14 protein-coding genes are annotated in these 12,860 nt (G+C 63.6%); 5 read left to right on the top strand and 9 right to left on the bottom strand.

Going from position 1 to position 12,860, the window contains the following annotated elements:
• Positions 1-233: electron transfer flavoprotein subunit alpha/FixB family protein (locus V7Q53_RS11225; RefSeq protein ID WP_333828638.1), on the top strand; the 233-nt coding region annotated here is incomplete at its 5' end.
• Positions 234-285: 52 nt separating this feature from the next.
• Here V7Q53_RS11225 and V7Q53_RS11220 read toward each other — a convergent pair.
• On the bottom strand, positions 286-951 hold the full coding sequence (locus V7Q53_RS11220) for a DUF6473 family protein (RefSeq protein ID WP_333828637.1): 666 nt from the start codon (positions 949-951) through the stop codon (positions 286-288).
• Positions 952-1,099: 148 nt separating this feature from the next.
• Between V7Q53_RS11220 and V7Q53_RS11215 the strand changes: the two genes are divergently transcribed.
• Entirely contained in the window at positions 1,100-1,975 is an 876-nt protein-coding gene (locus tag V7Q53_RS11215) for a 3-hydroxybutyryl-CoA dehydrogenase (protein ID WP_333828636.1), read from the top strand.
• Between the two features lie 33 nt (positions 1,976-2,008).
• Here V7Q53_RS11215 and V7Q53_RS11210 read toward each other — a convergent pair whose 3' ends face one another.
• Genes V7Q53_RS11210 through V7Q53_RS11185 form a run of 6 tightly spaced genes read right to left on the bottom strand, consistent with a single transcriptional unit; the run spans position 2,009 to position 6,506 of the window.
• The gene (locus V7Q53_RS11210; RefSeq protein ID WP_333828635.1) at positions 2,009-2,281 is read right to left on the bottom strand and encodes an HPr family phosphocarrier protein; all 273 of its coding nucleotides are present in this window, start codon (positions 2,279-2,281) and stop codon (positions 2,009-2,011) included.
• Entirely contained in the window at positions 2,278-2,679 is a 402-nt protein-coding gene (locus V7Q53_RS11205) for a PTS sugar transporter subunit IIA (RefSeq protein WP_333828634.1), read from the bottom strand. Before V7Q53_RS11205 ends, V7Q53_RS11210 begins: the two co-directional genes overlap by 4 nt.
• A gap of 4 nt (positions 2,680-2,683) precedes the next feature.
• On the bottom strand, positions 2,684-3,586 hold the full coding sequence (rapZ, locus tag V7Q53_RS11200) for an RNase adapter RapZ (protein ID WP_333828633.1): 903 nt from the start codon (positions 3,584-3,586) through the stop codon (positions 2,684-2,686).
• A 13-nt stretch (positions 3,587-3,599) separates the two neighbouring features.
• The gene (locus tag V7Q53_RS11195; RefSeq protein ID WP_333828632.1) at positions 3,600-4,046 is read right to left on the bottom strand and encodes an HPr kinase/phosphorylase; all 447 of its coding nucleotides are present in this window, start codon (positions 4,044-4,046) and stop codon (positions 3,600-3,602) included.
• Positions 4,043-5,761, bottom strand: a complete 1,719-nt coding sequence (locus tag V7Q53_RS11190) for a sensor histidine kinase (RefSeq protein WP_333828631.1) — start codon at positions 5,759-5,761, stop codon at positions 4,043-4,045. The genes V7Q53_RS11195 and V7Q53_RS11190 overlap by 4 nt, the downstream gene beginning before the upstream one ends.
• A gap of 43 nt (positions 5,762-5,804) precedes the next feature.
• Positions 5,805-6,506, bottom strand: coding sequence for a response regulator transcription factor (locus V7Q53_RS11185; RefSeq protein ID WP_333828630.1), 702 nt, complete (start codon positions 6,504-6,506; stop codon positions 5,805-5,807).
• Between the two features lie 330 nt (positions 6,507-6,836).
• On the opposite strand from V7Q53_RS11185, the gene V7Q53_RS11180 reads away from it, so the two are divergent.
• Both V7Q53_RS11180 and V7Q53_RS11175 read left to right on the top strand, forming a co-directional pair.
• A complete protein-coding gene (locus V7Q53_RS11180) occupies positions 6,837-8,435 on the top strand; it encodes a phosphoenolpyruvate carboxykinase (RefSeq protein WP_333828629.1) in 1,599 nt (532 codons plus the stop codon).
• A gap of 204 nt (positions 8,436-8,639) precedes the next feature.
• Complete coding sequence (locus V7Q53_RS11175) at positions 8,640-9,209, top strand: DUF3859 domain-containing protein (protein WP_333828628.1); 570 nt, start codon at positions 8,640-8,642, stop codon at positions 9,207-9,209.
• Here V7Q53_RS11175 and V7Q53_RS11170 read toward each other — a convergent pair.
• Positions 9,178-9,948 carry a sulfite exporter TauE/SafE family protein gene (locus tag V7Q53_RS11170; protein ID WP_333828627.1) on the bottom strand — a complete coding sequence of 257 codons (771 nt, stop codon included), beginning with the start codon at positions 9,946-9,948 and terminating at the stop codon, positions 9,178-9,180. The genes V7Q53_RS11175 and V7Q53_RS11170 overlap by 32 nt on opposite strands.
• 163 nt (positions 9,949-10,111) lie before the next feature.
• On the opposite strand from V7Q53_RS11170, the gene V7Q53_RS11165 reads away from it, so the two are divergent.
• Positions 10,112-11,812 (top strand): acyl-CoA dehydrogenase family protein, encoded by a 1,701-nt coding sequence (locus V7Q53_RS11165; RefSeq protein WP_333828626.1) that lies wholly within the window; start codon positions 10,112-10,114, stop codon positions 11,810-11,812.
• A gap of 78 nt (positions 11,813-11,890) precedes the next feature.
• Here V7Q53_RS11165 and V7Q53_RS11160 read toward each other — a convergent pair whose 3' ends face one another.
• Complete coding sequence (locus tag V7Q53_RS11160) at positions 11,891-12,850, bottom strand: L-threonylcarbamoyladenylate synthase (protein ID WP_333828639.1); 960 nt, start codon at positions 12,848-12,850, stop codon at positions 11,891-11,893.
• Positions 12,851-12,860: the final 10 nt, after the last annotated feature.

Genomic DNA, 12,860 nt, shown 5'->3' with positions numbered 1-12,860 from the left:
CGGGCTATGCGCCCAACGACTGGCAGGTGGGCCAGACCGGCAAGGTGGTGGCACCCCAGCTTTACATCGCGGTCGGCATTTCCGGCGCGATCCAGCATCTGGCGGGGATGAAGGACTCCAAGGTCATCGTCGCCATCAACAAGGATGAAGAGGCGCCGATCTTTCAGGTGGCCGATTACGGGCTGGTGGGGGACCTGTTCACTATCGTGCCCGAGCTGACCGAAAAACTGTAACGCTATTCGTGCGTTCTCTGCGGCCCGCCCTTACCGGCGGGCCGTTTGCGTTTCAGGCATGCCATGTCCGCAAGGCAGGTTCCAGCGCGGTATGAACCCTGTCAAACGCATCCGTCCGCTCGGTGCCGCTGACCGTCACCACGGGCCGCTGCGGGCTGGCGACAGCATCGGCAGGCACCTTGAGCCAGCGCGGGCCGGGCAGATGCAGCAGCACGCCGTTATCCGGCAGATGCGCCAGAAGGGATGAAAGCTTCTCCTCCCACACCCGCCGCAGAAGGCGCTGCATCTCGCCAAAACGCTCAGGGCAGGTAGCGGCGAGGGTGCCAAGCATATGGCCGGTAAAGTCGAATTCGGTAAAATCGACCTCTGGAAACAGGGCTTTCAGCGCGGGCCTTGCCGCCAGAAAACGATCGTTGCGGCGGGGATGGACGCTGTACAGGCCGTTGCCCAGATTGCCCAGCGGCGGCAACAGCATGACGAAGGCGCGCGCACTGCGGGCAGCCGCGATCAGAGCGGGATCATTCAGGCGACAATCCACCCCTTCGATCCGGGCCGAGGGCGACAGAAGCCTGCGCACCAGCGGCTCTGGCAAGGCGTTGCAGGGCGATGCGCGCGCTCGCGCGTCGATCAGCACAAGGCCTTCGTGGCGGGATACTGCCGCCGTCATTGCGTAAGACACGGGCATAACGCCCGGCGAATCCGGTTGAATTTGTTGCATGACACCACTTCACTTCTACACCCATCCACGATTATCCCGGCAAACCATTACCAAGTCCTTACCGTCGAAGCGGCGCCGCGCGCTAAGGGCTTGCACCGGTCACGCCACGGGGCATATGGTCACGCCAGAAAAATGAGCGAGGACAGACATGGATATCAGAACCGTCGGGATCGTAGGCGCGGGGCAGATGGGCAACGGGATTGCCCATGTCTTTGCGGTTGCCGGATTCGAGGTTCTGATGACCGATATCTCGCAAGACGCGCTGGAAAAGGCGGTTGCCCTGATCGACCGGAACCTTGAGCGGCAGGTTTCACGCGAGAAGATCAGCGCTGAGACCAAGGCCGAGGCGATGGCGCGGATCAGGACCACCACGCGGCTGGCGGATCTGGGGCCGTCCGACCTGATCATCGAGGCCGCGACCGAGCGCGAAACGATCAAGCAGGCGATCTTCGAAGATCTGCTGCCGCATCTGAAGCCCGAAACGATCCTGACCTCGAACACCTCGTCCATATCGATCACCCGTCTGGCCAGCCGCACGGACCGGCCGGAAAAGTTCATGGGTTTCCATTTCATGAATCCGGTGCCGGTCATGCAGCTTGTCGAGCTGATCCGGGGCATTGCCACCGATGAGCCGACCTACCGCGCCCTGCTGGAAGTGGTTGACAAGCTGGGCAAAACGGCTGCCAGCGCCGAAGATTTCCCCGCTTTCATCGTCAACCGGATTCTGATGCCGATGATCAACGAGGCGGTCTATACGCTCTATGAAGGCGTGGGCAACGTGAAGTCGATCGACGAATCGCTGAAACTGGGTGCGAATCATCCGATGGGCCCGCTGGAGCTTGCCGATTTCATCGGACTGGATACCTGCCTGGCGATCATGAATGTGCTGCATGACGGGCTGGCCGATACCAAATACCGCCCCTGCCCGCTGCTGACAAAGTATGTCGAGGCCGGTTGGCTGGGCCGCAAGACCCAGCGCGGTTTTTATGACTATCGCGGTGAGGTTCCGGTTCCGACGCGCTGAAGCCCGGCTGCATGGCCCGGCCGGTGTCGGGTGTCAGAACGTCTCGCCAAAACGGTCTTCGACCAGTTTTTCCAGGGCTTCCATCAGGTCGCCCGCCTGCGTGCCCGCGGTCCTGACCTGAATCTCGGTGCCGCGTGAGGCGGCGAGCATCAGCAGGCCCATGATCGAATCGCCCGAGACGCTCATGCCGTCCTTTTCCACTTCGGCGCTGGCGTCGAAGCGCTCGACAACCTCGACGAACCGGGCCGAGGCGCGGGCGTGCAGGCCCTTTTCATTAACGATCTTCAAAATGCGTTCGGCACTCAAATGCCCTGCCTCCCGGTAACTTCAATGCTGTTGATGTATTTGCGCCCGGCTTCCAATGCCAGCGCGGTCGCCTCGGCGACGCTGAAATGGCGGGATTTGGCAAGTTTGATCAGCATCGGCAGGTTGGCACCGTAAAGAATCCGTCGGTTGGGGGGCAGGCAGGCAGGCAGCGAAAGGTTTGAAGGGGAGCCGCCGAACATATCCGTCACAACCAGAACGCCCCTGCCGGTGTCTACCGCATCGGCAGCACGGCAGATTTCATCCTGCTTGGTAGCGCGGTCATGCTCATACTCGATTGCGATCGCGCGAATCCCTTCTTGCCTGCCGACGACATGTTCGACGGCAGCCAGATATTCACGCGCCAAGCCCCCATGCGCGACGATCACAATTCCGATCACGCCCTTACCCTTGTTTCACGACATGCTCGCCCTTTGTCTGGCGTTCAAGCTCTCTGTGCCTCTTTGACACCCGCCAGCCCTGATCCGCAAGCGTTTTGGCCAATCTTTCGGCCATTGCGACAGAGCGATGTTTCCCGCCGGTGCAGCCGAAGGCGATGGTCAGGCTTGCCTTGCCCTCATCCACGAAGGCTTCAAGCAGTGAGGCGATCAGGTCATTCACCCGCTCAAAGAACGGTGCGAACCGCGGGTCAGCCTCGATATGGGCAACAACCGTCGGCTCGCGCCCGTCAAAGTCACGCAAGGCGGGCTCCCAATGCGGGTTGGACAGGAAACGGCAGTCAAACACCATGTCCACACCGCGCGGCAGGCCGCGTTTATACGAGAAGGACTGCACCGAAAGCGCCATCGGTACCCCCGCCTGCGGGGCGAACCAGCGCGCGACTTCGGCGCGCAACTGGTGTGGGGTCAGTGCCGAGGTGTCGATCAGGACATCAGCGCGCCCGCGCACGGGGGCCAGAAGTTCCTGCTCATGCAGAATGCCGGTCAGTGGCGCGTCATCGGGGCTGAGCGGGTGGCGGCGGCGGGTTTCCGAATAGCGGCGCACCAGCGTGTCGGTGTCGCATTCCAGAAACAGCAGCTCTGCCGCAACACCGGATTCGCGGTGCAGTCGGTCAACCAGCTCGATCATGCCATCGGTTGAAAAGTCCCGGTTGCGGACATCGACCCCCAGCGCCACCGGGCGGGGCAGGGGCGGGCCATCCAGAAGCCGGGGGATCAGCGACAGCGGCATGTTGTCGATCGCCTCAAACCCCAGATCCTCAAGCGCGTTGATCGCGGACGAGCGCCCCGCGCCCGAAGGGCCGGAGACCATGACAACCTGCGCTCTGTGACCGTTCTGCCCGGACATGTTCCCGCCTGTATTAATCCGCTCGCTCGAACCCTGTTATATAGTGCCTGATCGCCGCAAGAAAAAGCGGTCCCGGGCCGGGGCGGCGCAGGGGCAGCGTGACGCCCCTGATTGTGCAGGTTTCCGGCAGCGGCAGGCGTTGTTTTTCCGGTTGCGCAAGGTCTATCACCAGCCGGATCCGCGCAAGGCGGCGTGGTATGAGGCGGATAAGGCCAAAGCCGCGCAGCTCGATCAGCCCGGCAATGTTGCGGGGGGCGCGGGCAAAAAGCGCGGGGCCGTCACGCGTGATGAGGGTCTGATCATCGGCCACAAGCTGCGCGCCCAGTCCGATCAGCGAGAGTGCGACAGTCGATTTCCCCGATCCGGACGGGCCGGTGATCAGGATGCCGGATTGCGGGCCAAAGGCCACGGCGCTGGCGTGCAGGTTGGGCGGCTCCGGCGTTGCGCGTTGCGCCGTCACAGCGGTAGGCCGACAACGAAGCGGGCCCCCAGCGGCGGCGAGTTCGGGTCGGCATGGGTGGGGCGGATGTTCTCGGCCCAGATGACGCCGCCATGCGCCTCGACGATCTGTTTCGATATAGCAAGGCCAAGGCCCGAATGATTGCCGAACTGTTCCTGCGGGCGCTCGGAGTAAAAGCGCTTGAAGACCTTGGTGAGGGCCTGCTCAGGGATGCCCGGGCCGGTATCCTCGACGACGACGAGCACCCGGTTGTCCCGTTTGCGCGCCCAGATGCGCACCGCATCCCCCTCGGCGCAGAGCGAGATCGCGTTGGTGATGAGATTGACGAACACCTGTGCCAGCCGCGCTTCCAGCCCTTGAATCAGGATCGGTTCGCGCGGCAGCTCCGAGATGAACTCAACCCCCTTGCCCTGCGCTTCCTGCGCCAGATGCTGGCTGAGATTGTCGAGCGTCTTGCACAGGTTGAAGGTCTCTTCCTCTTCGCGCACCAGTTCGCTGTCGAGCCGCGAGGCGTTTGAGGTGTCTGAAATCAGCCGGTCCAGCCTGCGCACATCATGCTCGATGACATCCAGAAGCCGCACGATCTGATCCTCGCGCTTGGCCACGCGCAAGGTGCCGACCGCCGAGCGCAGGCTGGCCAGTGGATTCTTGATCTCATGCGCGACATCGGCGGCGAACTGCTCGTTGGCGTCGATCCGGTCATAAAGTGCGGTGACCATGCCGCGCATTGCCGCAGACAGACGGCCGATCTCATCGGGGCGGCCGGTCAGGTCCGGTATGCGCACCCGGCCCGGTGACATGCGTCGCGCGTTGCGGTCGCGGCCCAGTTCGGCGGCGGTAGCCAGATCGGCCAGCGGGTTGGCGATGGTCGAGGCGAGCACCAGGCTGAGGCCGACGGACACCAGAAGGGCCACCAGAAACATCTGCAACACCTGCTCACGCTCTGCGCGCAGCATCCGGTCAATCTCCACCGGGATTTGCTGCATCACCACGGCGCCTACCGGCTGCCCGCCGTCAAGGATCGGGGCAGCGGCGATCATGCGGAAGCCGTTTTCCAGCCGCAGCACCCGGCTGGCGCTGCTGCCGGTCATCGCGACCTCGTGCAGTTCCGCGACAAGCGTGGCCGAATCAGCCGGTGCCGGCCGCTCGGACAGGCTGAGGCGGGCCAGCACCGACCAGATCGAATCGAGCGTGTCGGAAACGAGGGTGCGCCGCTCATCCAGCGCAAGCAGGTCAACCGGGGTGGAGCTGCGGGGGCGTTGCCCGCGCTGCGCGGCCTCGATCGTGCCATCGGCCGCGATCAGCAGCACTTCGGTCTGCGGGTTGAGGGTCAGGCGCGACAGGGCTGCGGCGCGCAGGCTGCGCGCTGCGCTGTCCTCATAGTTTGCGATCCCGCCGATCGCGGGAAGCACCGCCATCAGATCGGCCAGCCCTTCAGCCTGCGCGACAAGCGCGCTCTGACGCTGGTGCGCGAGCGTGTCGCGGAACGGGTTGGTGAACAGCACACCCGCCACCAGCAGCACCAGCGCGAGCATGTTGAACAGGATGATCTTGCGCGCCAGCGGCGAGCGAAAGATCGACAGGATGCCACGCCGGGCACGACGGATGCGCACTTCGGTGTCAACCGCGCTCTGGGGACGAACCCAATCCTCACCCAGTACGACCTCGTTGCCCGATGCGCCGGTCTCTCTGATCACCTGTGTCACAGCCGCCATTGATGTTGCGGGTTTCGTTTGTTCTTTATGTCGCGCTAAGACCTCAGGCCTCGTTGTACTTGTAGCCGATTCCGTAAAGCGTTTCGATTGATGAGAAGTCAGTATCGACCGAGCGCATTTTCTTGCGCAGGCGCTTGATATGGCTGTCGATGGTGCGGTCATCGACATAGACCTGATCATCATAGGCCACATCCATCAGCTGATCGCGGCTTTTCACAAAGCCGGGCCGCTGGGCAAGCGTCTGGAGCAGCAGGAATTCGGTTACCGTCAGGGTGACGTCCTGCCCCTTCCAGGTGACCGCGTGGCGAAGCGGGTCCATCGTCAGGCTGCCGCGCACCATGACCTTGGTTTCTTCGGTCGTGCCCACTTCATTGGTTTCTACCGCCTGCTGACGCCGCAGAAGCGAGCGGATGCGTTCAATCAGAAGACGTTGCGAGAAGGGCTTCTTGACATAATCATCCGCCCCCATCCGCAGGCCCAGAACCTCATCAATCTCGTCATCCTTCGATGTCAGAAAGATCACCGGCATCTGCGTTTTCTGGCGCAGGCGCTGAAGCAGTTCCATACCGTCCATGCGGGGCATCTTGATGTCCAGCACCGCCATGTCCGGCAGTTTGCGATTGAACGCATCCAGCGCGGACTGGCCGTCATTATAGGTTTCAACTTCGAACCCTTCCGCCTCAAGCGAAATCGAGACCGAAGTCAGGATATTTCTGTCATCATCCACCAAGGCGATCTTCGACATGTGCCTGTCCTCGTACTACTCTGATTGTTATTTTTGGCTTATTGTCTTGTTTTTATGTTCAGGAATCAACCGAATAGTACGAATCAGGCACAGAATGGCCGTGAAAAAGTCAATATTTTCCTTATTTTTGCCAAGATCATGCACCCCCCGCATCAGTTTGCGATAACAGTGGGGTGGTTGCGCTAACTCCCTGATTGTGTCCTGTTCTCTTCCGCAACGTCCATGCTATAGCGCCCTTGACGACGCCTGAAAGAGGCGGCGCCACTCCCCCGTTGAGGCAGGGGGCTATGGCTTGAAGGCCACGTCTGACAGGACACGAGGAGCGAGCATATGATGGCAGGACGCGTGAATCCCAAGCAGCGCCTTGAGGATCAGGGCATTACCGGGCTTGGCACGGTGGCATATAACCTGATCGAACCGGCGCTTGTGCAGGTGGCACTTCAGCGCGGCGAGGGGGTGCTTGGCAACGGCGGCGCCCTGCTCGTGACGACAGGAAAATTTACCGGGCGCTCACCCAAGGACAAATTCGTCGTGCGCTCCCCCTCGGTGGAAAACACCATCTGGTGGGAAAACAACTCTCCCATGGCGCCTGATGCGTTTGACCGGCTCTGTGACGATATGTGCGCGCATATGAAGGGGCGCGATCTCTTCGTGCAGGACCTGTTCGGCGGCGCCGACCCGGCGCACCGGCTGGATGTACGCGTGGTGACCGAGCTCGCATGGCACGGGCTTTTCATACGCCACCTGCTGCGCCGCCCGGCGCGCGAAGAGCTGGACAGCTTTGTTCCTGACTGGACGATCATCAACTGCCCGTCGTTCAAGGCCGATCCTGAGCGCCATGGCTGCCGCACCGACACGGTCATCGCGATGAACTTTGACCGCAAGATGATCCTGATCGCCAACACCGAATATGCCGGTGAAAACAAGAAATCGGTCTTCACGCTGCTCAATTACCTGCTGCCGGAAAAAGGCATCATGCCGATGCATTGTTCGGCCAACCACGCCATTACCGACAGTGGCGATTCGGCTGTTTTCTTTGGCCTCTCCGGCACCGGCAAGACCACGCTTTCGGCTGATCCTGAGCGCATTCTGGTCGGCGACGACGAACACGGCTGGTCGGAAAGCGGGATATTCAATTTTGAAGGCGGCTGCTATGCCAAGACGATCAACCTTGATCCGAAGGCCGAGCCCGAGATTTACGCGACCACCTTGCGCTTTTCCAGCGTGGTCGAGAACATGGTGTTCGACCCCGAAACGCTGGAGCTGGATTTCGCGGATGACAGCCTGACGGCAAATACCCGCGTCGCCTATCCGCTTGAGGCGATCTCGAACGCGTCGGAAACCTCGCTGGCGGGGCATCCGAAGAACATCATCATGCTGACCTGTGATGCGTTCGGCGTGCTGCCCCCCATTGCCCGGCTGACACCGGCGCAGGCGATGTATCACTTCCTGTCGGGCTTCACCTCGAAAGTGGCGGGTACCGAGCGCGGGGTCACCGAGCCTGAGCCGACCTTCAGCACCTGCTTTGGCGCCCCCTTCATGCCGCGCCGTCCTGAGGCCTATGGCAAGCTGCTGCAGGCCAAGATCAAGGCGCATGGTGCCAGCTGCTGGCTGGTGAACACCGGCTGGACAGGCGGCGCCTATGGCACCGGCAAGCGCATGCCGATCAAGGCCACGCGGGCGCTGCTGACGGCGGCGCTGAACGGCTCGCTCAACAACGCCACGTTCCGCAAGGACCCGAATTTCGGCTTCGAGGTTCCGGTTTCCGTGCCGGGGGTGGAAGATACCCTGCTGGATCCGCGCAGCACCTGGACGGACCCCGCCGCCTATGACGCGCAGGCGGCAAAGCTGGTGGGCATGTTCGCTGATAATTTCGCGCAATATGTGCCGTTCATTGATGATGATGTGAAGGCCGCCGCGATCGGCTGAAAGCCGGGGCTGCATGGTGTCCCGGTCACGCTTGCTGGCCAGACGCCATGCGCCCCGATGCAGGCCCCGGACCAAATCGGGGCCGGGGGCGGGCCTGCGCAGGCCCATAGCGCCAAAGTGTTACTGCCTGCCGGGCTTCCGGCGATTGACAGCCCTTGCCCACCGGGCCACGCTGACCGCTGCTTTCCTGATTCAGCGATACCCATGCACCGCCCCATAGCCCTTCTTTGCGCCCTTGCCGTTCTGCCCCTGCCGCTGCAGGCAGACCCCGAACTGCGCCTCGGTCCGACTGTCAGCGCGCTGACCCGTGGCCTGATCTGTGCCCCGCCGGAAGGCGGACGACGCGATGCCCCCGAAACCGCTTCGGGTTGGATTCATGTGCCGGATGCGCCAATCGAAATACGCCTTGAGGGCACCACCGCCCCGGCGCTTCTGGGCACCGGCTTTGGCCTGCGGTTCACGCTGGAGGGGGCGGCGCCCATCGCCATCCGTTATACAGTCAACCATCCGCCCCTGCCGCCGGAGGGTGTTACCCGGCAAAGCTGGGAATCGCTGGTGGTGCCGGGCCTACCTGAACAGGTGTTCTTTCAGTTCGATGTCGAGGAAGAGCTGCAACCGGGGATCTGGAGCTTCACCGCCCATTCCGGCGCGGCTGAGCTGTTCCACGCGGCTTTCACCATTGTCCCGCCCGGGGAGGTGCCGCATCTGACCGCGCTTTGTCAGGGTGGCGATCTGCTGGCCTTCAGCCAAACACCGCCCGGCGCACCAAATTGAGCGCGATCACCATCAGCACCACCAGTGTCCACCAGCGGAAGCGCTCGGCGTCCAGCCTGTCCTGAAGCTGAAAGCCCAGCCACATGCCAAGCGCCGCCGGTATCACCAGCACGGCGGAAAAGGGCAGGGTGACGGCGTTCAGAACGCCTGAGCCAAGATGCGCCGCCGTCAGAACAAAGGCGCCGATCATGAACACCACGCCCAGCACGCGCACCATCTCGGTTTTCTCAGTGTTGATCGCCAGCAGATACACAATCACCGGCGGCCCCCAGATACCCGAAATGCCGCCATAAAGCCCGCCGATCATTCCCAGCGTGTATTCCGCCCCGTTACGGTGGCGCGGCTGAATGACCGGCTTCCAGCCGCTCAGCTGCATCAGGGCAAAACCCATCACCGGCACCCCCAGCAGCGCGAACAGAAGCTGCTGCGGCAGATAGACCACGAAGGGTGCGGAAATCACGATGCCAAGGCAGGTGGTGACGATCAGCCGCCAGTATTTCACCGCCGAATCCCGCGCAAGGCTGAAGCCGAAGCGCAGCGACTGGTGCACATTCGTGGTCAGCACCGACAGGATCAGCGCGGCAAGAGCCAGATCGGGCGGCATGAAGGAGGAGAAGGCCGAGATCATGATCAGCGGCATGGCAAAGCCCACCGCCCCCTTCACGAAACCTGAGAAAAAGGTCACCACGCAGGCCAGTGCAAAGCCCCAGAAAGGCAAGCCGCCGTAAAGGATTTCCATTGCTGTCCTCCGTCGCCCCCCGCGCTATATCGCAAGAGCAGGGTGGCTGCACGGCCAAAATAGGTGCGACACTTTCATGCTGACGGCGGGCATTCTGCGAATTAATATTGCGCTGCAACTGCGAAAGCACTATCTGCCATGCGAACACTGAAGGAGACGCCTCATGCCCCATGACGGACAGGACATGCCCGCATCCCAGCCCCTGCTGACCGATCTGCGCGCCCGTCTGGGCGCCGTGCAGGCCCCGCTGGCCGCACTTCAGGAAGCCGCAACGCAGCAGCTGCGCGCGATGGTGGCCCGCGACGGGCGGGTCAGCGCCGATCTGCTGGAAGAACACCAGCGCGCCGCGCATGGGCTTGCGTGGCTGGCAACCTATGTCGAAAGCCTTCGCCAGTTGCATGCCTGGGCTGACCGGCTGGCCGCGGACGGGCGCTTTGGCGAGATGGAGGGGCTGATCGCGCAGATCGGCGCCGGGGAATACCTTGCGCAGATCGCGGGCGGCATTCCGATGAATCAGGGCGAAATCCTGCGCCCCGCCGATCTGGGCCTGACCCGGGCCGATCTGGCGGCGTTCGATGAGGCGCCCATCGCCACCCTGATCGCCGCCAACACCCCCGCCGCCCGCGCCCGTCTGGTGGCGCTGATGCGCGAGAATGCCGGGCGCGCAACCTTCGGCGCCAGCGGTCTGGATGATGAGCTGGAGATGATCCGCGACCAGTTCCGCCGCTTCTCGGATGAGCGCGTCGCGCCGCATGCCCACGACTGGCACCTCAAGGATGAGCTGATTCCGATGGCAATCATCGAGGAGCTGGCCGAGCTGGGCGTCTTCGGCCTGACCATTCCTGAGGAATTTGGCGGGCTGGGCCTGAGCAAGGCGTCGATGGTGGTGGTGTCCGAGGAACTCTCGCGCGGCTATATCGGTGTCGGCTCGCTGGGCACACGCTCTGAAATCGCGGCGGAGCTGATCCTGTGCGGCGGCACGCCTGAGCAAAAGGCGCATTGGCTGCCCAAACTCGCCTCCGCCGAGATCCTGCCGACGGCGGTCTTCACCGAGCCCAACACCGGCTCGGACCTTGGCAGCCTGCGCACCCGCGCGGTGCCGGATGGCGAGGACTGGGCGATCACCGGCAACAAGACCTGGATCACCCACGCCGCGCGCACCCATGTGATGACGCTGCTCGCCCGCACCGACCCCGACACCAGTGATTACCGTGGCCTCAGCATGTTCCTCGCGGAAAAAACGCCCGGCAGTGATGAAAACCCGTTCCCCACCAAGGGCATGACCGGCGGCGAGATCGAGGTGCTGGGTTACCGGGGCATGAAGGAATACGAGTTGGGCTTTGACGGCTTTCACGTCAATGGCGCGAACCTGCTCGGTGGTGTGACCGGGCAGGGGTTCAAGCAACTGATGCAGACCTTTGAATCGGCCCGCATCCAGACCGCCGCGCGCGCCATCGGCGTGGCGCAGAACGCGCTTGAGGTGGGCATGCGGTATGCCGAGGACCGCAAGCAGTTCGGCAAACCGCTGATCGCCTTCCCGCGCGTGTCGGACAAGCTGGCGATGATGGCGGTCGAAATCATGATCGCGCGCCAACTGACCTATTTCAGCGCCTGGCAAAAAGACCACGACAAACGCTGCGATCTTGAGGCGGGGATGGCCAAACTTCTGGGCGCGCGGGTGGCATGGGCGGCTGCGGATAATGCGCTGCAGATCCACGGTGGCAACGGTTTCGCGCTGGAATACCAGATCAGCCGCATCCTCTGCGACGCCCGCATCCTCAATATCTTCGAGGGCGCCGCCGAAATTCAGGCCCAGGTCATCACCCGCCGCCTGCTGGACATGGCGGCAGGGCAGAAGAACTGACACCCGTCATTTTCTGTCTGAAAATATCCCGGGGGAGTCGCCCGAAGGGCGGCGGGGGCAGTGCCCCCATTCCCGGCCTCACCGGGGCGCAGCGGCGCGTTTCAGGCGGTCGTTGATGGCGCGGCCCAGCCCGGCATCCGGCACCGGCGCCACCGCAATGCGCCCGCCAGCGCCCGCCAGCGCATCGGCGCGGTGCAGGGCGTGGAACAGGGCGGCCGCGGCCTCGGTCAGGTCGCCGGTGGGGGACAGAGTGAGCCCGTCGGTGCCCGGGCAACCGGGGCCAAAGCCGATCCAGACCTCTCCTGGCAGGGCGTCCTGCGCGTTCAGCCGCAGGCTGCCGCGCGGCGCGTAATGCGAGCGTAGCTGGCCGGGGGCGGTGACCGGCCCGTCGGGCGATGCCACCCCGATTGCCCCGCCCAGCACCCGCTCTATTTCCTCCCGCGCCAGCCCGCCCTCGCGCAGGAGTATGGGCACCGCGCCGCTGGCGTCCAGAATGGTCGATTCCAGCCCCACCGCGCAATCGCCGCCCTCCACCACCGCTGCAATCCGCCCCTCCAGCCCGGCAAGCACATGCGCCACGCTGACCGGGCTGATCCGCCCTGAGGGGTTGGCCGAGGGCGCGGCGAGCGGCCCGCCGAACCGCGCCAGCAGCGCGCGCGCCACCGGATGCGCGGGCAGGCGGATGGCGACCGTCTCAAGCCCCGCCGTCACCAGCGCGGACAGCCCGTTTCCCGGTGCAAGCGGCAAGACCAGCGTCAGTGGCCCGGGCCAGAACGCAGCCGCCAGACGCGCGGCCAGCGGCGTCATCCGGGCCAGCGTCGCCACCTGCTCCACCTGCGCCAGATGCACGATCAGCGGGTTGAACCGGGGCCGGTTCTTGGCCTCGAATATCCGCGCCACCGCCAGATCGTTGCGCGCATCGCCCGCCAGCCCATAGACGGTTTCGGTGGGCATGGCGACCAGCGCCCCCGCCCGCAGCAAGGATGCGGCCTGGGACAGGCCGGTTTCATCTGCGGGCAGGACAAGGGTATTGGTCATCGTGGTTGCG

Origin of the sequence: Pararhodobacter sp., assembly GCF_036802785.1 — a bacterium.
Classification (GTDB): domain Bacteria; phylum Pseudomonadota; class Alphaproteobacteria; order Rhodobacterales; family Rhodobacteraceae; genus Pararhodobacter.
Note: the sequence above shows the minus strand (reverse complement) of the source record. Positions and strands in the feature narration are given on the sequence as shown.